Here is a 24,472-nt window from a genome sequence, read left to right on the forward strand (position 1 = left end):
TTCATTTTTAGTGAGGAAGACTCTAAGAATATTTATGTAGAGAGTGGCTGGGATGCATCATGAAATATATTAAGACGAAAAGGCTGATACTGAGGGACTGGAAGCAGAGTGATATTCCTGCATTTATAAGGATGAACCTGGATAAAGATGTCAGAAGATATTTCCCCGAGCGTCTGTCACCTGAGGCGTCCAGGCGTACGGCTGTGGAAATTCAAAAAGATATTGAAGACAGAGGGTTCGGTCTTTTTGCGGTTGAGCGGAAAGATACCGGGGAGTTTATCGGGTTTACAGGCATACAGGTGCTTGAGGAGGACGGCCCGTTTAAACTGGAATTCCTCCCGTGTATTGAAATCGGCTGGCGGTTTGCCAAAAAACACTGGAATCAGGGATTTGCGACGGAAGCTGCAAAAGGGGTTCTGAAATTTGCTGAAAGGCACACAGATATTAAGCAGATTTATGCGCTGGCAGCAAAAAGAAACAAACCATCGATCAATATCATGAAAAAGATTGGCATGAAACAGACAGATGAATTTGATCACCCGCAGATTATGAACGGACACTCCTTGCAGAGACATGTGATATACAAGGTGGAATTAACAAACCGCCGGCGGTTTTAATTATGACTGCCGGCGGTTTATATCTGCATATGTCCTGACATCTACAGGCTCGAAAAATTTAAACTGATCGAGTATTTCCGCCCCGTCTGCCCCTGTAAACAGCTGGTTTACATATGCCTGGTGAAGGAAAGACTCATCGATCAGCTTATTAAACAGCTGGAGGATTTCGTCGTAGAAATGATTGACATTTAAGAGGCCGATCGGCTTTTTGTGCAGTCCAATCTGTCCCCATGTAAATATCTCGAAGAATTCCTCCAGTGTACCTGCGCCTCCCGGAAGTGTTATGAAAGCATCCCCGAGGGCTTCCATCCTTTCTTTTCTCTTGTGCATGGAGGTCACGACTTCGAGGTGTGTCAGCTTGGGGTGTCCCATTTCCCTGTCGAGCAGGAATTGGGGGATGACCCCGGTAACACTGCCGCCCTCAGAAAGGGCACCATCTGCTAAAGCCCCCATCAGTCCGATGCTGCCGCCGCCATAGACGATGCCGATATTTTCTTTTGCCAGATGTGCCCCCAGTGCGAACGCTGATTTTTCATAGACCGCGCTGCTGCCGGAGTGGGAACCGCAAAAGACAGTAACATTTTCAAGTTTCAGAATGATACACTCCAATCCAGCTGCATTATGATGGCATCAGTTTCACGAATAGTTTTTATCCCTGTGACTGTGCATCTTTTTTTCCAGTTTTTTCTGTTTTCTGGATGGGTTCAATTCGTTGTTTGCTCCGGATTTACGGCCAATGACTGTGATATGGTCTTCATGCATTTTACGGTGTTTTTCAAACAGAGAATCGTTCTGCTTTGTTTCTTTGACTTCGATGTTTGCATCATTTTTTGAATCAAGTGCATGTTTATGCTGTTTGTGAAGTTCTCCGCTCTCAAGTCCGGGGAATTCATGCCCTTTAATTTTTTCTTCAATGTATGGTCCAGTATTTTGTGTCATGTCCTCATTCCTTTTCATTGTGATATCTTCTGATTCCTGCTTGTTTTTAGCATATCCGGCGGCAACAGAAATGTTATCATCCGGCATCTCTGTAGTCGCAGGTACCAGGCGTGCCTGCTCATGTTCATCAGGAGGCGCAATTTGGAGTACCTCGCTGCCCGGAATTGACTTCATTTCTTCGTCGTTATCCGGTTCGCTGTGGGGCTGCATGATTTTAGGGATGCTTACATCCGATTCGTTTTTAAGGCGTCTGGCTCTGTGTTTTTTCTTTTCCTTTTCAAATTGTTTTAAGAGAGAGTGTTCCTCTTTAACGTTTTTCTGATACGTCCTGATGTTTTTCTTATAAGCATGTTCGTGACGTTTATCCGAGATTTTACCGCTCACTGTCTGAGCGGCGGACTTTCCAGTGTGGTAAGTGGATGCCCCCGCATTCCGGACTGCTTTCGCTGCGTTGGTGCCTTTGTCTTTGGCTGTTGTGCAGGCGCTGTCTGCAGCAGAACCGAGATTCTGCATATCCGGATGCTTCTTGATGCGCTTTCGCTCACTAAACAGCGGTACGAGTATGACAGGCAGCAGTGTTACAGCCATCCTCACTTTATCATTCATCTGTTCAACCTCCAGGATATCTTTTATAATAATTATAATATACCCATAGAGAAGTTTCATTAAACTGTGCGAAATCTCTGCGATTATCCGTTTAAACAATGAATATTAAAGGTATTGTACAGCATAGATAGAGGAGGTAATATTGGTGAAAACGATAACCGGGCAAATGACAGTGGGTGAAATTGCGGTGGAAGTACCAAAATCAGGCGATATTTTCAGAGCGTATCATATCGATTTTGTAAACAGAGGTAATCAAAGCCTTTCAGATGCGGCATTTGAACATGACGTCCCTATAGAAAATATATTGTACGAGATCAATAATCTCGGTACTGAAAATGAGGACGGCATTGATATCAAATACATGGACGAAACAAGTATCGTCAGGTATATCCAAAGGCGCTACCATGAAGATCTGAAGGATGAACTGCCGGTACTTGAGCCGTATGTTGAGAAGATGGTCAAGGAAAAACCGGAGGAAGCAGAACTGAGTGAAGTGTTTCTGAACTTCAGTGACACAGTGCTGGATCATACGGACGAAGAGGATTTAAATGTCTTTCCGCTGCTGGAATCCTACCTTGATCAGCCGTCAGAAGATAAAAGGGGAGCACTGAAACCCAAATTGAAAAAACTAAAAAATGAGCACAAGGACATCACGGAGTTTTTCGTTCGAATGAGGGAGATCACCAATGACTTTATCCCGGCGGAAGGTGATTCCGGCGCGCTCCGGCTGGTCTACATGAGACTGGAAAAGCTGGAGAAAGATTCGTTTGATCACATTCATCTGGAGAACAATATCCTCTTTGAAAGAATTAGAAACAAGGTCAGGGCCTGAGGGACAAAAAGAAGCTGGATCAAAAGGATCCAGCTTCTTTGCATCAATATTCATCATCCTGTTCTTTTGGCAGAATGACTGTAATTGTTGTCCCTTCACCTTCCCGGCTCTGTATCTCAATCCTGCCCTGATGAGATTCTATCAGGTGTTTGACTATGGCAAGCCCCAGGCCTGTACCGCCTGAGTGTCTGGAGCGTGCTTTATCCACCCGATAGAACCGCTCGAATATCCGCGGCAGGCTCTCTTCCGGAATGCCCATGCCATTGTCTGCAACAATGAGTTTGATTTCGTTCATGTTTTCCCGTAAATCCACTTCTACAGTACCGCCTTCTGACGTATAGTTGATGCTGTTGGCAATAAGATTCAGGATGACTTGTCTGATCCTGTCCCTGTCTCCCTCCAAAGTGACTGCTTTATCTTCCTGAGGCAGCAAGAGGTTCGTATTCTTGCTTTCCAGTGAACCCTGCAGTGTCTCTGCGGTTTCCTGAATGAGTGCTGTCATTTCTACCTCTTCAATATTCAGAGGCATCTCCTGCCTTTCAATTCTGGACAGATTCAAAAGATCCCGGATCAGCCGGTCAAGACGCTGACTTTCATCGTGAATAATCTGCAGGAACTGCTTTGTGGTCTCTTCGTCCTGTACACCGCCGGCAAGCAGTGTTTCTGCAAAACCGTGAACTGAAGTCACTGGGGTCTTGAGTTCGTGTGAGACGTTGGCAACAAAGTCACTGCGCATTTTCTCAAGTCTTCTGATGTCGGTGATGTCGTGCAGTACGATAATGACTCCTTTCTGATGCCATCCCTGGCCGTAGTATGGGGCAAGGTGGGCGTCAAGCACACGTTCATCAGGGTAATAGGTATTGACTTCGTCATGTACTTTTCTGTTCCCTTCGAAGACAAGGTGTGTGAGTTCGGCCAGATCAAAATTTTCGCTGATTTCATCGTAATTTTTACCGACAATATTCTCTGCGTGCTGGGACAGAAATTTCTCCATTGCAGAGTTCACAAGGTCAATCCTGCCCTCCTGATTCACGAGCATGACACCGCTCACCATATTTGACATGATGCTTGTCAGCTGTCTTTCATTCTCGTTGATTTCCTTCATCTGCTGCTGGAGGCTGGCTGCAAGCGCATTGACGGCAGATGACAGCTCTCTGACTTCACCCTGTTGTTTAACATGTACACGGCTGCTGTAATCCTTTTCACTCAGTCTGCGGGTCACTTCCATGATCTTATTGATCGGTTTTGTAATGCCGCGTGCAATCAGCATGGCTGCGACGCCGGCAATAATGAGCATCACACCGAGGACAATGCCAAGTGACAGCCAGAGGGTCCGCATTGTATTATCCAAAATTTGAGAGGATAACGATGTGCGGACAGCACCGGCAGCCTCACCGTTGTTCTCGATAGGGAGTGCCACATACATCATATTAAATCCCTGGGTGGTACTGTATCTCACAGATTCTCCGGTATCATCCCCATTTTGCAGCACTGCGGTGATTTCAGTGCGGTCCATATGGTTATCCATAGCAGCGGGATCATTTTCCGAATCGGCAAGAACTTCACCTTCATCGTCCACCACTGTAAAGCGCATATCTATCGGCTGGCGGAATTCACTGATTGTGTCCTGCAGCGTCTGCTGATCATCCAATGTGCCGTTGGCGCCGATCATCTGTGTGACCAGCTGGGCGTTTTCGGTCAGATGACTTCTGGTCATTTCTGTATATGTATTTTCAACAATCGTCGCAAGTAAAAACCAGAGAACCAGAACGAACCCCAGTATGAGAAGGGTGAAAGAGAGGGATATTTTCAGCCAGAGACGTTTCATTCGGCAGGCCCCTCGAGTTTATAGCCGAACCCCCGTATGGTCCGGATGTACTCCGGGCGTTTACCGTCATCTTCAATCTTTTCCCTGAGGTGGCTGACATGCACATCGACGATCCGTGTGTCCCCGTCGTAATGGAAATCCCAGACGCCGTTCAGCAGCTGGTCCCTGCTCAGCACTTTACCTTTGTGGTTCGCCAGATAGAGCAGCAGTTCGAATTCCTTCGGTGTAAGGATCAGCTTGACCCCGCGGATATAAACATCATATTTATCGAGATGGATTTCCAGATTGCCGATTCTGAGTATTTCGTCCTGACCGGTTTCTTCCGGAACCTCAATCTGGGAGCGTCTGAGTATGGCCTTCGCACGGGCAACGACTTCCCGGGGGCTGAACGGCTTAGTCATATAATCATCCGCGCCGAGCTCGAGTCCAAGAATCTTATCAAATTCTTCATCTTTTGCCGTCAGCATCAGTATGGGTGTGTTCATTTTCTCCTGTCTTAAGGTTTTGCACACATCCATTCCATCCATGCCCGGCAGCATAAGGTCCAGAACAATCAGATCCGGCTTTTCCGAAAGGGCAAGGTCAAGCCCCTGTCTGCCATCCTCTGCCGTCACCACATTATAGCCGGACTGTTCAAGGTTGAACTTTAACAGAGTTAAGATTGAAGGCTCATCATCAACAACGAGGATACTGCGCATTAGAAGTGACTCCTTTCATTTAATTATTATAATCATTTCACTCAAATTAACTGCTTCAACTTTTTACAGTTTAACATAACTTAACGTTAATGTTCGCAATCTTTACGATGATGTCACATTCTTAAAGAACCTGGCCGTCACAATTAAATGATGTAAATAATCAATATATTTTTCAGTTTATATCATTCAGTCTATAATAGATGTTAATGAATTAATATTTAAAATATCTTAAAAATGAGTGAACGGATATGGAAAACTATTCAAGACAGATTCTATATAAAAATATCGGTCAGGACGGCCAGCAGGCAATCAGAAAGGCGACTGTGCTCATCATTGGTGCCGGCGCACTCGGTTCGTCATCCTCTGAAATGATGGCGCGGGCCGGGGTGAAAAAGATTATTCTGGTGGACAGGGACTACGTAGAGGCTTCGAATCTGCAGAGGCAGATGCTTTTTGCCAAACGGCATGCGGATGAAAAGGTCCCGAAAGTTGTCGCTGCAAAGGAACGGCTGCTGGCCGTCCGCCCGGACCTGGAGATAGATATACATATTGAGCACTGCGGGCCGTCACTGATGGCCCGCCTGAGTTCACAGGCGGATATCATTCTGGACGGCACAGATAATTTTGACACCCGGCTGCTGATTAATGATGCCGCTTATAAATATGGCAGGCCCTGGGTGTATGCGGCCTGTGTGGAATCTTCCTACAGCAGCTGCGGTTTTGTACCGGGGGCGACGCCGTGTTACAGGTGTCTGGTGCCGATGCTGCCGGCTGCCGCCTTGACCTGTGATACCGCAGGCATTATTGCTCCCGCGGTACAGATGGCTGTTTCAGAGCAGGTGACGACCGCGCTGAAAATATTAACGGGGCAATTTGCTGCGCCTTACTATATGAGAATTGGTGATTTATGGGACATGGAGCACAGGCGTTTTCAGATTGATCACATCCAGGAAGAGAATTGTCTGACCTGCAGCAGTAAACATGAATACCCCGCTTTGAATGAGACGGCGGATCAGACGATGAAATTGTGCGGCCGTGATACTGTACAGGTACTGGATGAGCGGATTACACAGGAAGCGGTGAGGCAGGCGGTAATACATTTGGACATCAATGTAAATACCACGCCGTATTTTAATGAATTTTATTTTGAGGGTCAGAGGCTGGTCTGTTTTAACAACGGCAGAATTCTTATCCACGGCACAGATAATATGAACAGGGCGAGAACACTGGTCAATCAGCTGTTCGGCTGACTGTAAGGAGGGGATTGAATGGGTCACGGCAATCAGAGCCATCGCGATATTGCTGCAGGGGTAATTACAATCAGTGATACCCGGTCGAAAGAGACGGACAAAGGCGGACGCCTTGTCATCGATTATTTGGAGGAGATGGACATAACAGTGGACGCGGCGCACTATCAGCTCGTTAAAGATGATGTCAGCAGTATTTCAGCGGCAGTGGATCAGCTGCTGGAGCAGAATGTGGATGCGGTCATTACGACCGGCGGCACCGGCATCGCACCGCGTGATGTGACGATTGAAGCGGCCGGCCGCTTCTTTGACAAGGCGCTCGAAGGGTTCGGGGAGATATTCAGGATGCTCAGTTATACAGAAGATATCGGCTCTGCCGGTATTTTATCCCGGGCCGCCGCGGGGGTGAGCGGCAAGACGGTGATATTCATCCTGCCCGGTTCAACCGGCGCGGTGAAACTGGCGATGGAGAAGCTGATCGTGCCGGAGCTGAACCATGTGGTACAGGAGCTGAATAAATGATTAATCGCGGCTGTAATCCCCTGATTTCCCGCCGGTCTTGCTCAGGAGCATCGTATCGCGGATGACCATGCCTTTATCGAGTGCTTTGCACATGTCGTAAACAGTGAGGGCGGCAGCGGAAGCGGCGGTTAAAGCTTCCATTTCCACACCGGTTTTCCCGTCGGTTTTTACAGTGGCTGTGATTTCGAGGAGGTATTTGTCCTGAGTATTGAAGTTGAATGATACATCAATGCCGGAGAGCGGCAGCGGATGGCACATCGGGATGATCTGATGTGTATTCTTGGCTGCCATTACAGCTGAAACCTGGGCCACTGACAGGACATCGCCCTTTTTGACTGTGCCTTCTGTAATTCCTTCATAGATGCTGCGGCTGACTTCGAGTGTGCTTTGGGCAGCGGCTGTCCGCACAGTCGTCTCCTTATCTGAGACATCCACCATGCGTGCCCTGCCCTCTGCATTAAAATGATTGAATTCTGACAATTGATTCACCCTTTCTAGTACAATGATTATAACAGAATGATAAAGAGGAAAGTAGGGTTCTAATTGACAATCAACCGTAAACCGATTCCAGTTTCAGAAGCGGTGGAACGCGTCGTTGCCAAAATGAAGACACTGCCGTCTGAAACGGTACCATATACGGACAGCTGGGGCCGGATACTCGCGCGGGATCTAAAGGCAACAAACGATGTGCCTCTGTTTACAAAATCAGCGATGGATGGTTTTGCCATCAGATCCTCAGACAGCAAGGGCGCGTCAGGGGAGGACAGGATTCATTTTTCTGCAGTGGCGGAAGTGCCCGCAGGATCAAGCAGTGATTATGTGTTAAAAGAGAATGAGGCGTTCCGGATCATGACTGGGGCGGAAGTGCCCAAAAGTGCAGATGCCGTGGTAATGTTTGAGCAGGCCAGGGAAGATACGGACGGGTTTACGATCAGAAAAGCGTTCTCTCCAGAAGAAAATATGGCGGTGCAGGGGGAAGAGTGCAAAACAGGTGAAGTCATCGTGCCGAAAGGGACATCTATCAACCCGGGAACAGTCGCGACACTGGCGACATTCGGCTACAGTGAGGTGCCGGTGTACAGACAGCCGGTGGTCGGCATCATGTCGACCGGCAGCGAACTGCTGGATGTGGATGCGCCGCTTGAGCGCGGTAAAATACGCAATTCCAACAGTCCGATGATCCTGAGCCAGCTCCGGCGGATGAATCTTCAGGGCAGGATGTACAAGCTTCAGGCAGATGATCTGGAAACACTGCAGCAGCGGGTCGAAGAGATGCTGGGGGAAGTAGATGCAGTCATTACGACCGGCGGTGTGTCGGTCGGCGACTATGATCATCTTCCTGCGCTGTATGAAAGGCTGGGCGCAGAGGAATTGTTCAATAAAGTCGGCATGCGGCCCGGCAGTGTGACGACAGTGAGCATGATCGGAGATACACCGCTGTTCGGATTGAGCGGCAATCCGTCGGCGTGCTATACCAGTTTTGAGCTCTTTGCGCGACCGGCGCTCCTCAGAATGATGGGGCATGACAAGATTTTTGCGCCGGTCATCTCGGGTGCGCTTGCCGAGGATTTCAAGAAGCCGAATCCCTTCACCCGTTTCATCCGTGCGGAAGTGGATTACAAAGATGGGAAACTGTATGCGCAGCCAGCCGGTTTCAATAAGTCCAACGCTGTCACTTCCATTGCCCGGAGTAACGGGATCATTATCCTCCCCCGCGGCACACGCGGGTATGCGCAAGGTGACCCAGTGAAAGTGATGATGACCGATATGACAAGCGGGACGGAAACCTTTGACATATGAAGGTTCTGCAGGTCACAGGATATAAAAATGCCGGCAAGACAGCGGTGATAGAGAGAATGGTGCGTCAATTAAAAGAGCGGGGAAAAACTGCAGCAGTGATCAAGCACCATCATCTGGATACAGCGGTCTTTGGCAACAGCACGGACAGCGGCAGGTTTACAAGCGCCGGGGCGGATCACAGCATCCTCAACACGCCGGGGATGACAATGGAAACCATCCGGGAGCCTCCCGATTTGAAACGCCAGCTTCAGCATCTTGAACAGCAGGGCGTCGAATTTGTGCTGATCGAAGGCTATAAAAACGATGATTATCAGAAGATATTCTTAAGGTATTCTTCCGCCGAAGGTCATACAAATGTTGAAGAAATCGGGCTGTCAAATGTATTAAAGACGTTTGATATAAGGTATGATGAAGAGAGAATCATGGAGTGGTTTAAGGAATGGAGTTTTGGTGATGAAACAATATGAAATTGTTGACACGCCGATAGATATAGCGGCGTACCACCGTTATGCGGTCAACAGGGACCAGGGTGCTGTCTGTATGTTCACCGGTCATGTAAGAGAATGGACAAAAGGGGTACGCACTGTACACTTGGAATATGAAGCTTACAAGCCGATGGCTGAACAGCAGCTTGCCCGGATCGGGGACGAAATCTCAGAACAGTGGCCGGGCGTGATCACCACGATTGTACACAGGGTTGGAAAACTCGAAATATCGGATATCGCTGTAGCGATTGTGACAAGCGCACCGCACCGCAAAGACAGTTATCAGGCGAACGAATATGCCATCGAACGCCTCAAGGAGACCGTGCCCGTCTGGAAGAAGGAAATCTGGGAAGACGGCGAGGAATGGATCGGGGATTCCCGTCGGTACCATTCAAGTCTGAAGGAGGATTAATATGCATGTATTACTTTTTGCCGGACTTAAAGAAAAGATCGGTGACAGCAGCATTGTACTGCCGGTTGAAGAATCGATTACAGCGCACAGGCTGAGGGAGCAGCTCTATACATCTTTTCCCCGGATAAACGGGGAGGTTTTCCAGATCGCATGCAACGAGGCGTTCGTCAAAGATGACTTCATCATCAAAGATACCGACGAAGTCGCGCTGATCCCGCCGGTAAGCGGCGGCTGATGGAAACGCTTGGAGTTATTCTGGCCGGCGGGCGCTCCACAAGATTCGGTGAGGACAAATCGTTTTATAAACTGGCCGGGCAGCCGATGTATCAGCATATTGCGGATATTTTATCACGCACAGGGGTCTGTTCAGATATTGTCATAAGCACAAATGCGGCGCTGCAGGATGATTTTGACAATTACGTTACGGTCACTGACGACGAAAGATTTACGGATAAAGGGCCGTTGGGCGGTCTGCATGCTGCGGCCGGCGCATACCCGGAGGCCCGCCTGATGGTGATGTCGTGTGATACCCCTTATGTGCCGCCGGATTGGATGGTCAGGCTTCATGACACAGCCGCGCAGCAGCCGGGCAGTATCATTGTCACGGCAGAAGCGGACAGGCTGCACCCGTTGATTGGCGTCTACCAGGGAGAAGATCTCGCGGGGCGTCTGGAGTCACAGCTTGTGTCGGACAGGCTGAGTATGCGCGCATTTTTTGATAATAACAACGTAACACAGCTCGATGCGACAGAATATGGAGTGACAGAGAAACAGCTCGTTAATATAAACAAGAGGAGAGATATCCTCTGAGGAGGGGTGCTATGACAGAGGCAATCACAGATAAGTTTGGCAGACCGATCAGAGATTTGCGCATATCCGTCACAGACCGCTGTAATTTTAGATGCAGTTACTGCATGCCGAAGGAAATATTCGGCGATGATTTCGAATTCATGCATAAGGATGAACTCCTGACTTTCGAAGAAGTTGAAAGGGTGGCGAGAATCTATGCGGACCTTGGTGTAAAGAAGCTGAGAATCACGGGCGGGGAACCGCTCCTCCGCAAAGACCTTCACGAACTCATTGCGATGCTGGACGCGATTCCCGGGATCGAAGACATTGGTATGACAACCAACGGGCTGCTGCTCAAGAAACACGGTCAAAAGCTTTACGATGCCGGGCTCAAAAGGCTGAACATCAGTCTGGATGCCATTGATGACCAGCTTTTCGGGGAGATTAACGATCGGGGCATCGGCACCTCCCGCATTGTGGAACAGATTGAATATGCGATATCCGTCGGCTTTCAGATCAAGATAAACATGGTGGTTCAAAAAGGGATGAACGAACATGAAATCCTGCCGATGGCACGGTTCTTCAAAAAGATGCCGGTCACACTCCGGTTTATAGAATTTATGGATGTCGGCAATGATAACGGATGGAATTTTGATAAAGTCATCACGAAAACAGAGATTCTGAAAATGCTGGAAGATGAATTCGATATCGAACCGCTTGCACCGGCGTATTATGGCGAGGTCGCCAAAGTGTACCAGCATAAGGATGCCGATTCATACCTCGGCTTTATCACCAGTGTGTCCGAGAGTTTCTGTTCCACGTGTACAAGAGCGAGGCTGTCCGCGGACGGCAAGTTCTTCGGCTGTTTGTTTGCTGTGGACGGATTCGATGTAAAGCAGCTGATCAGGGCTGGCGCTTCCGATGATGAACTGAAGCAAACCCTGACAGGTGTCTGGAGCGAACGCGATGACCGGTATTCGGACATACGCACGGAAATCACTGCAGAACGGCGCAAACAGCGCAAAAAGATAAACATGAGTTATATCGGGGGATAAGACGTGTAAAGGGGGACGCCCTTTCACGTCTTTTTTCAGGTAAGGAAGGTCGACGATGAAGATAAATATGCCTGTTAAATATATGGGGCTCTATACTGTTATATGTCTGGCTGCAATCGCTGCATATGTTGGATTCGGCCATCATCTTTCATTGCTGCTTGAAGATATTGTGATGGCTCGTTCAGCCCCTGGCGGCCAGCTGCTCCTGTGGATGGCAGTATTTTTCGTATTGTATACGAGTATTTCGCTCCTCTATACAACAGTCAGCCAGAGAATAGCAAACCGGCGGATAGAGACGCTCGGCAGAAAGATCATCAGCAAAATTGATGACCAGACGTTTAAAGAATCAGAATCTATGATGAATGCTGTTTTTGTGCATCTTGAGAAATACAGACCGTTTGAAAAGGTGTTTATCCCCGTCGTTGTCCAGACGATGGTCAAAATCACAGTGATCGCAGCAGCAATGTTTTTCATCAACGAAATAGCGGCGCTGATACTGATTATTACCGCGCCGTTCGTTCCTGTCTACTACATTCTTGTCGGGCTGCGGACACAGGACGAAGCAAAAGCACAGGCATCCCAATTTGATGCACTCGGCACGCTTTTTCTCAATCTTATACGCGGCAGGAATACGGTGAAATATACGCAGTCAGAACCGACAGTGACCTCAAGGCTTGAGAATGCCAATAAGAATTATGTCAAAGAAACGATGGGTATTTTGAAATACGCCTTCCAGTCCACATTGATGCTTGAATTCATCACCATTCTTGGTATTGGTCTGATCGCACTGGAAGTCGGACTTGAGATCATCATATTTGAGAGCATCAGCTTCTATTCAGCGTTCTTCACGCTATTTCTTGCACCGGAATTCTATAATGCGCTGAAAGTGCTCGGTATAGAATTCCATAATGGCAAGCTTGCCCGCGGCAGTCTTGAAGTGATTGATAAGTGGCTTGAAAAAGAAACAATCGAAACGGATTACAGAGCATACGATCTCGCGGATGAGGCGGTGAAACTCAGCAATGTCACACTGGGCTACAAAGACATCAATTTGATTGAAAATGCGGACTTTACCGTACCGTCCGCAGGGTTCACAGCAGTGACGGGTCCGTCGGGCATCGGTAAGACCACCCTGCTCAAAATGATTCTCGGACTGCATCCGCCCGGAGCTGGCCGGGTGCATATCCGTACGGATGACATCGGTTATATTTCAGATCATATCTATTTCTCGGATACGACGATCTATGATTATGTCTCTGATGGAGAAGCGGATGAGGCGCACGTCATGCAGATACTGGCTGAACTCGATATGATGAACAGTATTGATAATCTAAAAGCCGGTATCCATACCCCGATCGTCAACCATAATATCCCGCTTTCAGGCGGAGAGATTGTGCGTCTGAAGATGGCGCGGGTGCTGGTCAAAAAGCCCGACATCATACTGATGGATGAACCGACGGAATATCTGGATGCAAAGACCGAGCAGCTGGTGATGGATCACTTGAAACACTTGAAGCGGAGGGCAGCAATCATTGCAGTCGTCCACCGGAGACAGCTGCTTAAAATTGCAGACTTCCATTACACTGTAAAAGACAGACAAATCATTCCCCGGATTGGAGGGGAGAGAGGATGAATTATTTAAGGACTGAGCGAAAGTATATCCTCTACAGCATTCTGCTGGGACTTGCGGGCGGCCTGGTCGGCGTGAGCATCTTTGGTCTGAGTGGCTATATGATCAGCCTGAGTTTCTTTGACCCGCCGTTTTTCATCATTATTCTAATCATTGCTGTCATTAAACTGTTCGGTATGATGAAAGGCGCTTTCCGCTATATCGAACGGCTGCTGTCACACGAGGCCACATTTCAGATGATCGGCAGACTGAGACTGAATTATTTTAAACGGTCGATAGACCTCAAAGAAGATACGCACAGTGTGAAATTCATCCAGTGGCTCAACCAGCATTTTGACCAGGTGGAAGATTATTATATCAGGATTATTTATCCGTATGCGACAGCCGCACTGTTATCCTTGATTTTAACAATACTGTCGTTTTATATTGGAGCTGAAATCGTCATATTAATGATCGTGACTGCACTTTTTCTGCTGGTTGTCATTCCTAAAGTATTTGAAAGGCTCGTCTATAGGAATGCTGCGGAAAGAGAAGCTGTCGATACACAGCTTTATATGAAGTTGTATCATTATATCCACGATTTCACAGACCTTTTCGTCACGAAACAGATTGATGAGAACAAGGTGAAAATGGAGGAAATGCTGCACAGTATTCGTAAAAATGAAGATAAGAACAGCCTGTATGATGCGCTGATGACCTTCAGTGCCCGGATGGTTCAAATTCTGGGTATTATAGCGGTGATCATTTTGATGTATCAGGAATTACCGCTTCTGGTACCGATGGTGCTGCTCCTGCTGATCAGTTATTTCGATATGGTCATGCCTGTCATGGCGCCGGCCAGTAATTACCGGTCGGTCAAAGAAGCGGTGCACGTGCTGGATGCAGATAAAAGTCCGTCCGGGATGGCGCCGGAGCAGACAGATTGTATTTCCCGGGTAATCATCGATGACCTGGATTACTGTTATCCGGGCTCAAAACAGAATGTGCTGAATCATATCAACGCGTCATTCGAAAAAGGAAAGAAATACGCCATCATCGGCAGCAGCGGTTCGGGAAAAACGACTTTGCTGAAACGGATTATCCAGGGTGATGAGCGTATCGGGCTTTATGATCACGAGGATAAGCCCGCCCGGGAGTCAGTGATTAAAGATGCCTCCATCATGCCACAGCATCTTGATTTCTATAATGCATCAATCATGGATAACGTCACGATGTTCGGTCATTTCCGGGCATCGGAAGACACAGTCCGGCATCTGCTTGATGAACTGCAGATTAAAAATTATCAGCCTGACACGATGATTGCACATACAGGCAGATTGTCCGGCGGTGAAGAAAAGCGCCTGCATTTTATCCGTATGATCATCGAGGATAAGCATTGGTGGATACTGGACGAACCGACGGCAAGACTCGATGACGTGCTGAAGGAAAAGGTGTGGCAGGAGATTTTCAATAAGGAAACCGTGATTGTCAGTACGCATGATCTCAGCCGCCTTGAGGATTTTGATTATATCTATTATATGGAGCAGGGCGAAATGATAGAAGCCGGCACATATGAATCACTGATTGAACGAAAAGGTGAAGTCTGGCATGCAAAAGAACGGTTTAAAGACAATTTATAGAAAATGATAAATTGACATGCTAAGATGTCAATAAGTGCACCAGCGCTTGGAAAGTAGTGATTTATATTAAGAAAATAGCAATTGTGACTGACTCTGCAGCCGGCCTGAGTCATGAATATATTGATCAGCATGACATCAGGGTGCTGCCGATGACCGTGATTATAGATGGCCAGGCATACAGGGACGGTATAGATAAAACGACAGAAGAAGTGTATGAAATGCTTCGGGAGAGCGGGGAAGGAGCCAAGACCTCCCAGCCAACAGCCGGGGAATTCATCCAAGTATATGAAGCACTGGATAACGACGAGCGGTATGAAGCCATCATTGCTGTCCATGCGTCAAGTGAACTGACGGGGACTTATCAGAGTTCCATCAGCGCCTCTGAAACTGTGAGTAAACCGGTACACGTCATCGATTCCAAAATCGGCAGTTATCCGATGGCAAAAATGATCCAGTCAGCGGTGGATGGCAGGAATTCAGACGAATCATTGGTAGATATTGTCCAGAATATCAAAGACATGACGGAGGCGGCACAGCTTTACCTGCTGCCGCAGAACTTCAGCCAGCTGAGGAAGTCCGGCCGGGTCTCCGCTTCACAATCCATGCTGGCCTCTCTGTTGAACATTCATATCAAGCTGATGTTTGAAGACGGCAAAGTCATCGTCGGAGAAAAGGTCAGGACGAGGAAAAAGATGATCAACGCCGTGATGGACAGGCTCGAAGCACATGTCAGGCAGGATGCAGTGAAGACGCTGTCCATCGTCCATGCCGGCAATGAATCGATCATTACAGACTGGAAAGAGCGTATTGAGAGCAGGCTGTCAGACATAGATCTCATGGTAGAACCGCTGGTAACTGTGGCCGGTGTGCATGCCGGACACGGCACCATCGGATTTGGATTTATAAAAGGACATTAGAAATCGGACATGGCCTGGTTACTCAGGCCATGTTTTTCATGTCAGATAAGTATATAATGTAAAGAATTTGTATAAATGTAGCAAGTACGATGCTGTTTATGATAAAATACTCTTAATATTTATCAGGAAACCGGTAGGAGGTGACTACAATTGGGAAGGCGAATTTGAAAGCTGATCTGCAGAATGGAATGTTGACGGGAAAGAAGGCCCCAAAATTAGAAAACGCTTTCAAAAAGAATTGTAGTCTCAAAATTACCGGAGGTGAATCCCGTTCACGGGGGAACTAATTGGAAATAACCACATTAGGAAATTTAGTATTATTTATAGTGCTCATCCTGCTGACCATGCTGTTTGTAGGATCGGAGTTCTCATTAGTAAAATCAAGACAGTCAAGAATAGAACATTTAGTAGAACAGGGTAACAAGTCAGCCAGACGGGTGAAGAATATGACAGCCGAGCTGGATTATTATCTGTCCGCCTGTCAGCTGGGAATTACAGTGACAGCGCTGGGGCTGGGGTGGATCGGTGAACCGACATTTGAAGTTATCCTCAGCCCGCTGTTTAGTTTCTTTGGCATGGCTCCTGAACTGAACACAGTGTTAACCATCGCAATCGCTTTTGCCATCGTGACATTCATCCATGTCGTCATCGGAGAACTGGCGCCGAAGACGGTCGCCATCCAATACGCTGAAAAGATGGCAATGTTTTTATCAGGGCCGCTGTATTTCTTCGGTGTCGTCATGAAACCGCTGATATGGCTGATGAATGGCGCCTCAAGACTTCTGCTTCGTATCATCGGATTAAAAGATATGCCGACAGAATCCGCTCACTCTGAAGACGAGCTGAAAGTCATTATGACACAGAGTTACCAGAGCGGTGAAATCAATCAGACCGAGCTTGCCTACATGCAGAATATATTCTCATTTGATGAACGGCTGGCCAAGGATATCATGGTGCCGAGAACGCAGATGATCACATTGACGGATCCCGTTAATATCGATGATGTGCTTGAAACAGTAAAAGAACACAATTTTACGAGATATCCAGTCGCAGATCCGAGCGGTGATAAAGATCAGATCATCGGCTTCATCAATGTCAGGGAATTTTTGACAAACCACGTCTCAGATGATGAAGTCACCCCAGGCGAATATATTCATGAAATGCCCCTCATCACAGAGGTATCACGCATCAGCGATGCATTGATCAAGATGCAGAGAGAACGCGTGCATATCGCACTGATTATCGATGAGTATGGCGGGACAGCCGGTATGATCACGATGGAAGACATCCTCGAAGAAATCGTCGGAGAAATCCGCGATGAATTCGACGAAGACGAAGAGCCTGAGATCAGTAAAGTAGAAGATAACATCTATCACATCAGTGGACGCATGCTGCTGGACGATCTCGAAGACCGGTTTGCCATAGACTTCGATCAGAGTGAAGACATCGATACCATCGGCGGCTGGCTGCAAAGCAAAAATACGGATATGGAAGAAGACGATTATATCAATACCGAAAATGATAAATGGATCGTTCTTGAGATGGATAACCATTCGATCACAAAAGTCGCACTCCTCAAAGATTATAACGAAGGCTCAGATGACGAGGAGACAGAAACGGAATAGATAAAATACGGGGCGAAACCATTGTTTCGCCCCTTCTTTTTGATTATTCTGTGTGAGCTTCCAAATATCGATAGATTTCATAATCCAATGATTCTTTCATATTCATGTGCATGGTCACTACAGATTTCGCATCAGGTTCACCATTCATCGTTGTTTCAGCGATTGAGTCAAAGTCGATGTCTGCTTGTCCCAAATAGTAAAAGTCCTTGCCTTCATCATCATCCTTTTTAACAAATATATACAGAGGGAGACCTTCATTCCTATGACCCTCTAAGATTCCCCGGATCTCTTTGGATTTTAACGTGCGGTTACTTCTGGTAAACCATTTTAAAGTATGTGGATCCAAAAATTGATCGTCATATTTGATCGTATCTTCAATCTCAGCATCTTTATGATATGTGATGAATATCGGCACCGTATGATGTTTGTTTTTGTATCCATACATGGTTGACGCCTCGTCCTTCTCCCAATTCAGCAGGCGACAGACGTCCTTTCTGCCATATTTTCGATTGATTGTCAGCTGTTCAGATTGATTATAGGCATTGGCATTTAAAATGGATAGTTCCAGCAAATCCTCAATCTGTTCTTTTATGATGCCTTCTTCCAGTGCTTCTTGGAATTTCTTCGTAATGGTAATTACTTTTCCATCAATTTCAATCAGCGGATGCGCAAACTTTTTCTGATCGGATGTTTTGTAAAATTCGTGGGTCAATACACGGATGATGGATTCCATTGTCAGGTCATTCATGTGATAACCTTTTCGGATCATCTTTAACTGGAATTCCCCTTTATGGACAGGCCCATCCATGGCCTCCATAAGAAGCAGCGCTTCCTGGATTCTCTTTCCTTCAGTCATTTCCTGTGACAGAAATGTAAGTATTTTATGAAATGATTTCGGAATCGCAATGTCAAGTTCCTCAATCTTTTGCAGGAATTCGATATAATGACCATATTTATCAAAAATGATGAGTGGGTCCATTACATCTTTATCATTATAGAAATCAATGAGGGTCGGTTTGTGTCCAATCTTGTTCTTCAAATATACGTACATTTCCTTCATGAACTTTTGGCTATTCAATGTGGAAGTGTTAATTGATTTATAAACTTTCTCTTTAGCGACCTTTTCGAAATTGATTGTTGAAACGCCTGAGATGACATCCCTTGTATTGATCGATTTTCTGAGTGTGTCTTTGTTGTATGATTTATCACCTGTCAATGCCACGGGGATCATATAGTTATTTTTATAGTTTCCGATGAAATCTATTACCGTCAAATAATCTTTGCCGTCACTCTTTCTCAGCCCGCGACCCAGCTGTTGGATGAATATGATGCTCGATTGTGTCTGTCTGAGCAGCACTACCTGATTGATGGAAGGAATGTCGACCCCTTCATTGAAAATATCGACAGTAATGATGTAATCCAGTTGATTCGCTTCAAGCTGACGAACCGCATACTGTCTCTCACGCTGGTTGTCTTTACCGGTTAATGCAATTGTCCTGTAACCGCTTTGGTTGAGCATTTCGCTAATTTCGGAAGCTTCCCGTCTGTTGGAAACAAACATTAAGCCTCTTCGTTCCTCACCGGAATATCCATAATATTCAACCTTCTCAATGATATGATCGACTCTTTCTTTGCTGACTAGTTTGCTTAATGAAGTTGTTTCGTCAATGATAATTCCATCTTTTTCAAAGTCCGTTACACCAAAATAATGGAAGGGAGACAATATTTCCTCTTCAAGTGCCTGCTGTAATCTGATTTCGTAGGCAATGTTGTAGTCGAATAAGGAGAATATATCTGCATCATCCGTTCTTTCCGGTGTGGCTGTCATCCCCATGAGGAATTTTGGTTTGAGATAATCGATGATTTTTTGATAGGATGCTGCCCCCGAACGGTGTGCTTCATCGATCACGATATAATCAAACGCATCATGTCTAAATTGATGCAGATTTTCAGTCTTGGACATTGTTTGTATTGTGGCAAATAGATATTTTGCATTGGAATCCTTCTGATTGCCGCTGTATACTCCGAATTCATAGGCAGGTTTGTCAATGAGCGAAGCAAAATCACTTTTAGATTTATCCAGTATCTGCTCACGATGGGCTAGGAAAAGCACTCGCTTGGGTTCGAACTGTTTGACGTCGAATGCAGACAAATACGTTTTGCCAGTGCCTGTCGCTGATATCACCAGTCCTTTATCCTTACCAGCGTCCCGCAGGTTTTTCAATTGAATGAGCGCTTCCTGTTGCATCAGATTCGGCTTAATTTTTTCTTTCATCAGTGATTTGTACTCGTACTTGGATTGATCTTCTATGATTTGAATGATTTTCCTGCGTTCCGGTTGTTCAATATAGTTCGTTTCATAGGCGTCAATCCAACTATGATCGATTGGGATAGCTTCGCTCCATAAAGACTCGAAGTTTTCACGGAAGTGATTGATCACTTCCCCATTTTCCAAACTGGTCAGTTTGAGATTGTATTCATAGTTTTTCTTAAGGGCAGTGTCAGTCAGGTTAGAGCTGCCGATGATCATCGCACTGTACCTGTTGTTATTGAATATGTAACCTTTTGCATGGAACCCTTCTTTATCTGTAACCCTTACTTCTACATTTGGGAGTTTAAGTAATTCCTTAAACACTTTTGGCTTGTTGAAATTCAAATATGTAGAAGTCACAATGCGTCCTCTCACACCTTGTTTAGCAAGTTCATATAACGTGGACTTTAAAGTTGCTAATCCGCCTTCTGTGATAAAAGCGACAGAAATGATGAAGGACTCACAGATTTCCATTTCATCCAGTATGGGAGAAAGGATATTCTCTGTACCATTATTAATGATGAGTTTGGGCGGATGATGGGCAATCTTATTGGAGGATTGGTCTAAAAATCCTTTTTCATAGGCATTCAATAGATTATCCTTGTTGACCTGCATGTTAACGCCACCTTAAGCTTGATACCTCCAATTATAAGCAATCCACTATTGTTTTCCAAGATCCAAAACAAGATTGGATTCTTGCAGCCTGATGATGCTATTGTATTTCCCGCTGTCATAAAGCTTGAAAATACTTCTATTGCTTTTATGAAAGGGTTTACATTAAATAGTTTCATCCCTTATGATTAAATTACTTAACATAAATAGGAGGATTTTCATGGGGAATGGATGGATTACCACTTTGCAGACAGTGATGGATGAACGCATGATAAATACATCTGCTGAGCTGAATGATTACAGACGGTCTGCTGCTTTCGGGGAGTATACACCGGAAGCCGTCGTCTATGTCACGACACCCGAAGAAGTAAGCAGGGTGCTGAAAATTGCGAATGAACACCAAGTGCCTGTCACACCGAAAGGCCTGAGCACCGGTTTGAGCGGCGGGGATATTCCCATTCACGGAGGTATTGTGATCGATATGAGCCGGTGGCGAGCGTCGGTGGAAATTGATCCTGAAGATTTGGTCGCGAGGGTATCCCCGGCGGTGCTGACTTCTGACATCCACGCGGCCGCTGAGGCGTATGGTCTGATGTATCCGCCGGATCCCAGCAGTTCCAACATTTCTACAATCGGCGGAAATCTGGCTGAGAATGCCGGCGGGCCACGGGGCCTGAAGTATGGCGTCACTAAAAATTATGTCCTCGGTCTTGAAATGGTCACCCCGCAGGGGGAGATCCTCAACACGGGCGGCCGCACCATTAAAAACGTCACCGGTCTGGATATAACCAGTCTCGTCGTCGGTTCAGAAGGCGTATTAGGGATCATCACAGGCGCAACTTTGAAACTGATCCCAAAGCCGGCGGTGACACAAACGGTCATGGCTGCCTTTGCCACGATGGAGCTGGCGGGCGAAGCGATTTCAAAAACACTTGCTGCCGGTATCCTCCCGGCAAAAATGGAATTTATCGATCAGGCGTGTGCCCAGGCTGTTGAAGCATATGAACCTCTAGGGCTGCCGACGGATGTAGAAGCGATTGTGCTGATCGAAGTGGATGGTCATCCCTCAGCTGTCCGGGAGGAAGCGGGGGACGTGGCAGAAATCATGAAAGCCCGTGGCGGAAGCCGCGTGCGCACTCCACAGACGGAAGCAGAGACGCAGAATATATGGAAAGCCCGCAGCCTGGTGTCTCTTGCCATTGACGGCATCAGACCGGCGAAAGCATCCGAAGATGCTACGGTGCCGCGCAGTCAGATCCCGCAGATGATGAAGCGGTTATCTGACATCCGCCAAAAATACGGTCTGCAGCTTGTTGTATTCGGCCATGCGGGCGACGGCAATCTGCATCCGAATATTTTGTGTGATCCTTATGATAAGGAAGAGATCCGACGGGTGGAACAGGCTGCAGGGGAGATTTTCCAGGCAGCATTGGCACTGGGCGGCACACTTTCAGGCGAACATGGTATCGGCACGATGAAAGCCGCATTTCTGGAGGATGAACTCGGAGCTGTGAGTGTGGAAATGATGAAACGGATAAAATCAGCCTGGGATCCGAATAATATCATGAATCCGGGCAAGATATTTGCGGATGAAGGACAGAAACTCATATTGAGCCGTCAGGTGGAGCAGTGACCTGCTGGTAAGCGGTGATATTTTGATCCTGGGTCCCCATTCGCACCGCCGGAGCATCAATCGGTAATAATGCATTTATAAATTGCTCAAATATGGTAGTATAACACTAAGTATAAAAGGTGGTGCGGTAAATGGGCTTTTTTGAATTTTTAGTTGCTTTCGTCCCTTCGGTTTTAATATTCACCATCCCGCTGTATGCCATCGGCCGCAGTTTCAAGCAGAAAGATAAAAGGCTGGAACTTAAAAAAGCTGAGGAACTGAAAGAACTTGAACGTCTGAAACAGGAGAATTATATACTGGAGAACAGGCAGATGCAGCATGAACTGGATAAGCTGAAAGCGGAACGGGCGCAGGAGCGGCTTGATGATGGTAAAGCGGACCGATGGCTGATTGCGGAGACGAAGGACAGGGAAACACAGCGGCACTGATCTAAATAACCCCTGAAATCTTTTGATTTCAGGGGTTATGTTTATAACCTATACGCTATTTGCCCGGGAGTAGTTTCATGACGAATGAAACGATGAGAATGAGAATGATTGCACCGATAAGTCCGCCAATGATGCTTACGCCGCCGAGTGTTGGTCCGAAGCTGAGTCCGAGTGAATTGGCGAGGGACGCGCCGACCAGACCGGCAACGATATTACCGATAATACCGAACGGTACATCTTTACCAAGAATAAGACCAGCGAGCCAACCGATGATACCGCCGACGATTAAAGTAATAATCCAGCCCATGGAATCCGCCTCCTTTAATGATAGGATAAAGTCTGTTTACACTACTACTAATTCCCGCATTCAAAAGTGTTCAAACAATTTATGTTCCATATTTAAACTTCATTTAACCGATTCCTTTTCTTTTGTCTCGAATACATGATGAAGAACAGGATCAGCGCGAGTGTCACACTGAAAGCGCTGGTGAAGTAAATGGTGCTGTAGTTGAATACTTCTGCCACAAAGCCGTAGGCCATTGCACCCAGGCCGACACCCAGGTCAAAAGCGGAAAAGAATGTTGCATTGGCCATGCCTCTGCGGTTGTTCTCAACGCTGTTGATCGCCCATGCCTGCAATGCCGGCTGCACGCAGCCGAAACCGAATCCGTAGAGGGCGGCTGCAATGAACAGGAATGCAGGCGTCGCCAGGATGCCGAGCAGAATCATCGCTGTGATGATCAGGAGCGCACCGGGGATGAACACGACTGCGAGCCCTTTTCTGTCGTATACTCTGCCTGCGATGATTCTGGAGAGCATCAGAAATGCTGCGTAAATCACGAAATAGAACTGAATATAATGGGATTCGAACCCTTCTTCAAATGTGTAGACCGGCAGGAAAGTCGCAATACCGCCAAAGGTCACGGTGATGAAAAACATCAGCGAAGCGGCCGGCATGGCTTTTGCTTCAACGATGTCGAATCTCGGGATATGGGTATTACGGGATTTGGGACTGGCTTCAGCCGCTTCCGGCTTGGCATATTTGATCCTGGAAGCAAGAACCAGGGCAATGATACCGAGCACACCGCTGAGCATGAAAAGTAAATTGAAGGAGATGTGCTCCACCAGAAAGAGCCCTAAGGCCGGTCCGAAGGCCAGCGCAATGTTACCGCTGAGACCGAAATACCCCAGGCCTTCCCCCCGGCGTGCCCTGGGTACAAGGTCGGATGCAATTGTACCTGTGGAGGTGTTGGACAGCCCCCATCCGGCCCCCTGCATGATTCTGACAAGCAGTAATATGGTGATGGTAAAACTCGCAGCCAGTGAGAACATGGAGATGACGAAAATGACAAGACCGGTAAGAAAAACGGGTGCACGGCCTTTTGTATCCAGAAGGCTGCCTGCCTTCGGACGGATGAGAAGCGCCGAAAAGGTAAAGACACCCACGACAAGCCCGACCCAGCGGTCGCTGGCACCAATTTCCTGAACGTAAAGCGGCAGTGTCGGCAGCGTCATCTGAAAGGCGGTAAAGATGAAGAAGTTCACCAGTACAATCAGTATAAAGTCTTTGGTCCAGATTTTTTGGTTTTTGTCTGACATAAAATTTCAACCTTCTTGTTTTAATTTGTTATTTGGCGCATCAATATTTCGAATACCGAAAAATCTATATCTATCTATTGTACAGTATAGAAAATAATTTTTCATCCCATTTTGTTTATTTGCCTGAAGTTTATGAAATGGAATAATGTGTGGTAAAATGTAGAAATAAAAAACACTTTCTTTTTTGATATCCGGATAGCAGAAGCAGTGTGATACGGGCAGACCCAGGTGAAAAGACTTGATTTACATACAGCAGAAATATTAAAAT

The 24,472-nt window shown here is 46.8% G+C and carries 24 protein-coding genes; 16 read left to right on the top strand and 8 right to left on the bottom strand.

Annotated elements, in window-relative coordinates:
• The first annotated feature begins 59 nt into the window (after nt 1-59).
• Nucleotides 60-617, top strand: a complete 558-nt coding sequence (locus G343_RS0104900; protein WP_020007003.1) for a GNAT family N-acetyltransferase — start codon at nt 60-62, stop codon at nt 615-617.
• Here G343_RS0104900 and G343_RS0104905 read toward each other — a convergent pair whose 3' ends face one another.
• Both G343_RS0104905 and G343_RS0104910 read right to left on the bottom strand, forming a co-directional pair.
• A complete protein-coding gene (locus tag G343_RS0104905) occupies nt 618-1,226 on the bottom strand; it encodes an LOG family protein (protein WP_020007004.1) in 609 nt (202 codons plus the stop codon).
• Between the two features lie 27 nt (nt 1,227-1,253).
• Nucleotides 1,254-2,162: a hypothetical protein gene (locus tag G343_RS0104910; protein WP_020007005.1), complete on the bottom strand. Its 909-nt coding sequence runs from the start codon at nt 2,160-2,162 to the stop codon at nt 1,254-1,256.
• Between the two features lie 145 nt (nt 2,163-2,307).
• Here G343_RS0104910 and G343_RS0104915 point away from each other — a divergent pair, with 145 nt between their 5' ends.
• Nucleotides 2,308-2,994: a DUF542 domain-containing protein gene (locus G343_RS0104915; protein ID WP_020007006.1), complete on the top strand. Its 687-nt coding sequence runs from the start codon at nt 2,308-2,310 to the stop codon at nt 2,992-2,994.
• A 43-nt stretch (nt 2,995-3,037) separates the two neighbouring features.
• On the opposite strand, the gene pnpS is transcribed toward G343_RS0104915, so the two are convergent.
• Together pnpS and G343_RS0104925 are read right to left on the bottom strand one after the other, a co-directional pair.
• Nucleotides 3,038-4,822, bottom strand: a complete 1,785-nt coding sequence (pnpS, locus tag G343_RS0104920; protein ID WP_020007007.1) for a two-component system histidine kinase PnpS — start codon at nt 4,820-4,822, stop codon at nt 3,038-3,040.
• Nucleotides 4,819-5,520: a response regulator transcription factor gene (locus G343_RS0104925; protein ID WP_020007008.1), complete on the bottom strand. Its 702-nt coding sequence runs from the start codon at nt 5,518-5,520 to the stop codon at nt 4,819-4,821. Before G343_RS0104925 ends, pnpS begins: the two co-directional genes overlap by 4 nt.
• 248 nt (nt 5,521-5,768) lie before the next feature.
• Here G343_RS0104925 and G343_RS0104930 point away from each other — a divergent pair, with 248 nt between their 5' ends.
• Both G343_RS0104930 and G343_RS0104935 read left to right on the top strand, forming a co-directional pair.
• The gene (locus G343_RS0104930) at nt 5,769-6,770 is read left to right on the top strand and encodes a ThiF family adenylyltransferase (RefSeq protein WP_020007009.1); all 1,002 of its coding nucleotides are present in this window, start codon (nt 5,769-5,771) and stop codon (nt 6,768-6,770) included.
• An 18-nt stretch (nt 6,771-6,788) separates the two neighbouring features.
• Nucleotides 6,789-7,289: a MogA/MoaB family molybdenum cofactor biosynthesis protein gene (locus G343_RS0104935; protein WP_020007010.1), complete on the top strand. Its 501-nt coding sequence runs from the start codon at nt 6,789-6,791 to the stop codon at nt 7,287-7,289.
• Here the strand turns inward: G343_RS0104935 and moaC are convergent, their stop codons facing one another.
• Nucleotides 7,290-7,769 (bottom strand): cyclic pyranopterin monophosphate synthase MoaC, encoded by a 480-nt coding sequence (gene moaC, locus G343_RS0104940; RefSeq protein WP_020007011.1) that lies wholly within the window; start codon nt 7,767-7,769, stop codon nt 7,290-7,292.
• Between the two features lie 63 nt (nt 7,770-7,832).
• Between moaC and G343_RS0104945 the strand changes: the two genes are divergently transcribed.
• The 10 genes from G343_RS0104945 (at nt 7,833) to G343_RS0104995 (ending at nt 17,621) form a co-directional block, all read left to right on the top strand.
• Nucleotides 7,833-9,089: a molybdopterin molybdotransferase MoeA gene (locus G343_RS0104945; protein ID WP_020007012.1), complete on the top strand. Its 1,257-nt coding sequence runs from the start codon at nt 7,833-7,835 to the stop codon at nt 9,087-9,089.
• Nucleotides 9,086-9,556, top strand: a complete 471-nt coding sequence (gene mobB / locus G343_RS0104950) for a molybdopterin-guanine dinucleotide biosynthesis protein B (RefSeq protein ID WP_020007013.1) — start codon at nt 9,086-9,088, stop codon at nt 9,554-9,556. The genes G343_RS0104945 and mobB overlap by 4 nt, the downstream gene beginning before the upstream one ends.
• The gene (locus tag G343_RS0104955; protein WP_020007014.1) at nt 9,543-9,986 is read left to right on the top strand and encodes a molybdenum cofactor biosynthesis protein MoaE; all 444 of its coding nucleotides are present in this window, start codon (nt 9,543-9,545) and stop codon (nt 9,984-9,986) included. Before mobB ends, G343_RS0104955 begins: the two co-directional genes overlap by 14 nt.
• 1 nt (nt 9,987) lies before the next feature.
• Nucleotides 9,988-10,221, top strand: a complete 234-nt coding sequence (locus G343_RS0104960) for a MoaD/ThiS family protein (RefSeq protein WP_020007015.1) — start codon at nt 9,988-9,990, stop codon at nt 10,219-10,221.
• A complete protein-coding gene (gene mobA, locus G343_RS0104965; protein WP_020007016.1) occupies nt 10,221-10,796 on the top strand; it encodes a molybdenum cofactor guanylyltransferase in 576 nt (191 codons plus the stop codon). Before G343_RS0104960 ends, mobA begins: the two co-directional genes overlap by 1 nt.
• An 11-nt stretch (nt 10,797-10,807) precedes the next feature.
• The gene (moaA, locus tag G343_RS0104970) at nt 10,808-11,830 is read left to right on the top strand and encodes a GTP 3',8-cyclase MoaA (RefSeq protein WP_020007017.1); all 1,023 of its coding nucleotides are present in this window, start codon (nt 10,808-10,810) and stop codon (nt 11,828-11,830) included.
• A gap of 55 nt (nt 11,831-11,885) precedes the next feature.
• Nucleotides 11,886-13,463, top strand: coding sequence for an ATP-binding cassette domain-containing protein (locus G343_RS0104975; RefSeq protein WP_020007018.1), 1,578 nt, complete (start codon nt 11,886-11,888; stop codon nt 13,461-13,463).
• Nucleotides 13,460-15,079 carry an ATP-binding cassette domain-containing protein gene (locus G343_RS0104980; protein ID WP_020007019.1) on the top strand — a complete coding sequence of 540 codons (1,620 nt, stop codon included), beginning with the start codon at nt 13,460-13,462 and terminating at the stop codon, nt 15,077-15,079. The genes G343_RS0104975 and G343_RS0104980 overlap by 4 nt, the downstream gene beginning before the upstream one ends.
• Before the next feature lie 83 nt (nt 15,080-15,162).
• Nucleotides 15,163-15,996: a DegV family protein gene (locus G343_RS0104985; RefSeq protein ID WP_245541933.1), complete on the top strand. Its 834-nt coding sequence runs from the start codon at nt 15,163-15,165 to the stop codon at nt 15,994-15,996.
• Nucleotides 15,997-16,283: 287 nt separating this feature from the next.
• Nucleotides 16,284-17,621: a hemolysin family protein gene (locus G343_RS0104995; RefSeq protein WP_020007022.1), complete on the top strand. Its 1,338-nt coding sequence runs from the start codon at nt 16,284-16,286 to the stop codon at nt 17,619-17,621.
• A 43-nt stretch (nt 17,622-17,664) separates the two neighbouring features.
• Here the strand turns inward: G343_RS0104995 and G343_RS0105000 are convergent, their stop codons facing one another.
• Nucleotides 17,665-20,547 carry a DEAD/DEAH box helicase gene (locus G343_RS0105000; protein WP_020007023.1) on the bottom strand — a complete coding sequence of 961 codons (2,883 nt, stop codon included), beginning with the start codon at nt 20,545-20,547 and terminating at the stop codon, nt 17,665-17,667.
• 217 nt (nt 20,548-20,764) lie between these two features.
• Here G343_RS0105000 and G343_RS0105005 point away from each other — a divergent pair, with 217 nt between their 5' ends.
• Nucleotides 20,765-22,177 (top strand): FAD-binding oxidoreductase, encoded by a 1,413-nt coding sequence (locus G343_RS0105005; RefSeq protein ID WP_020007024.1) that lies wholly within the window; start codon nt 20,765-20,767, stop codon nt 22,175-22,177.
• Between the two features lie 131 nt (nt 22,178-22,308).
• The gene (locus tag G343_RS0105010; RefSeq protein ID WP_020007025.1) at nt 22,309-22,605 is read left to right on the top strand and encodes a hypothetical protein; all 297 of its coding nucleotides are present in this window, start codon (nt 22,309-22,311) and stop codon (nt 22,603-22,605) included.
• 55 nt (nt 22,606-22,660) lie between these two features.
• Here G343_RS0105010 and G343_RS0105015 read toward each other — a convergent pair whose 3' ends face one another.
• Together G343_RS0105015 and G343_RS0105020 are read right to left on the bottom strand one after the other, a co-directional pair.
• Nucleotides 22,661-22,912 carry a GlsB/YeaQ/YmgE family stress response membrane protein gene (locus tag G343_RS0105015; protein WP_020007026.1) on the bottom strand — a complete coding sequence of 84 codons (252 nt, stop codon included), beginning with the start codon at nt 22,910-22,912 and terminating at the stop codon, nt 22,661-22,663.
• 92 nt (nt 22,913-23,004) lie between these two features.
• On the bottom strand, nt 23,005-24,204 hold the full coding sequence (locus G343_RS0105020; protein WP_020007027.1) for an MFS transporter: 1,200 nt from the start codon (nt 24,202-24,204) through the stop codon (nt 23,005-23,007).
• Between the last annotated feature and the right edge of the window lie 268 nt (nt 24,205-24,472).

The organism is Salinicoccus albus DSM 19776 (assembly GCF_000385175.1).
Lineage (GTDB): Bacteria > Bacillota > Bacilli > Staphylococcales > Salinicoccaceae > Salinicoccus > Salinicoccus albus.

Excerpts from the sequence above, each read along its gene's own strand:
- G343_RS0104900 (WP_020007003.1), top strand. The coding sequence starts at position 60 with ATGAAATATATTAAGACGAAAAGGCTGATACTGAGGGACTGGAAGCAG.
- G343_RS0104910 (WP_020007005.1), bottom strand. The coding sequence starts at position 2,162 with ATGAATGATAAAGTGAGGATGGCTGTAACACTGCTGCCTGTCATACTC.
- pnpS (WP_020007007.1), bottom strand. The coding sequence starts at position 4,822 with ATGAAACGTCTCTGGCTGAAAATATCCCTCTCTTTCACCCTTCTCATA.
- G343_RS0104925 (WP_020007008.1), bottom strand. The coding sequence starts at position 5,520 with ATGCGCAGTATCCTCGTTGTTGATGATGAGCCTTCAATCTTAACTCTG.
- G343_RS0104930 (WP_020007009.1), top strand. The coding sequence starts at position 5,769 with ATGGAAAACTATTCAAGACAGATTCTATATAAAAATATCGGTCAGGAC.
- G343_RS0104935 (WP_020007010.1), top strand. The coding sequence starts at position 6,789 with ATGGGTCACGGCAATCAGAGCCATCGCGATATTGCTGCAGGGGTAATT.
- mobB (WP_020007013.1), top strand. The coding sequence starts at position 9,086 with ATGAAGGTTCTGCAGGTCACAGGATATAAAAATGCCGGCAAGACAGCG.
- G343_RS0104955 (WP_020007014.1), top strand. The coding sequence starts at position 9,543 with ATGAAACAATATGAAATTGTTGACACGCCGATAGATATAGCGGCGTAC.
- G343_RS0104960 (WP_020007015.1), top strand. The coding sequence starts at position 9,988 with ATGCATGTATTACTTTTTGCCGGACTTAAAGAAAAGATCGGTGACAGC.
- mobA (WP_020007016.1), top strand. The coding sequence starts at position 10,221 with ATGGAAACGCTTGGAGTTATTCTGGCCGGCGGGCGCTCCACAAGATTC.
- moaA (WP_020007017.1), top strand. The coding sequence starts at position 10,808 with ATGACAGAGGCAATCACAGATAAGTTTGGCAGACCGATCAGAGATTTG.
- G343_RS0104975 (WP_020007018.1), top strand. The coding sequence starts at position 11,886 with ATGAAGATAAATATGCCTGTTAAATATATGGGGCTCTATACTGTTATA.
- G343_RS0104980 (WP_020007019.1), top strand. The coding sequence starts at position 13,460 with ATGAATTATTTAAGGACTGAGCGAAAGTATATCCTCTACAGCATTCTG.
- G343_RS0105000 (WP_020007023.1), bottom strand. The coding sequence starts at position 20,547 with ATGCAGGTCAACAAGGATAATCTATTGAATGCCTATGAAAAAGGATTT.
- G343_RS0105005 (WP_020007024.1), top strand. The coding sequence starts at position 20,765 with ATGGGGAATGGATGGATTACCACTTTGCAGACAGTGATGGATGAACGC.
- G343_RS0105010 (WP_020007025.1), top strand. The coding sequence starts at position 22,309 with ATGGGCTTTTTTGAATTTTTAGTTGCTTTCGTCCCTTCGGTTTTAATA.
- G343_RS0105015 (WP_020007026.1), bottom strand. The coding sequence starts at position 22,912 with ATGGGCTGGATTATTACTTTAATCGTCGGCGGTATCATCGGTTGGCTC.
- G343_RS0105020 (WP_020007027.1), bottom strand. The coding sequence starts at position 24,204 with ATGTCAGACAAAAACCAAAAAATCTGGACCAAAGACTTTATACTGATT.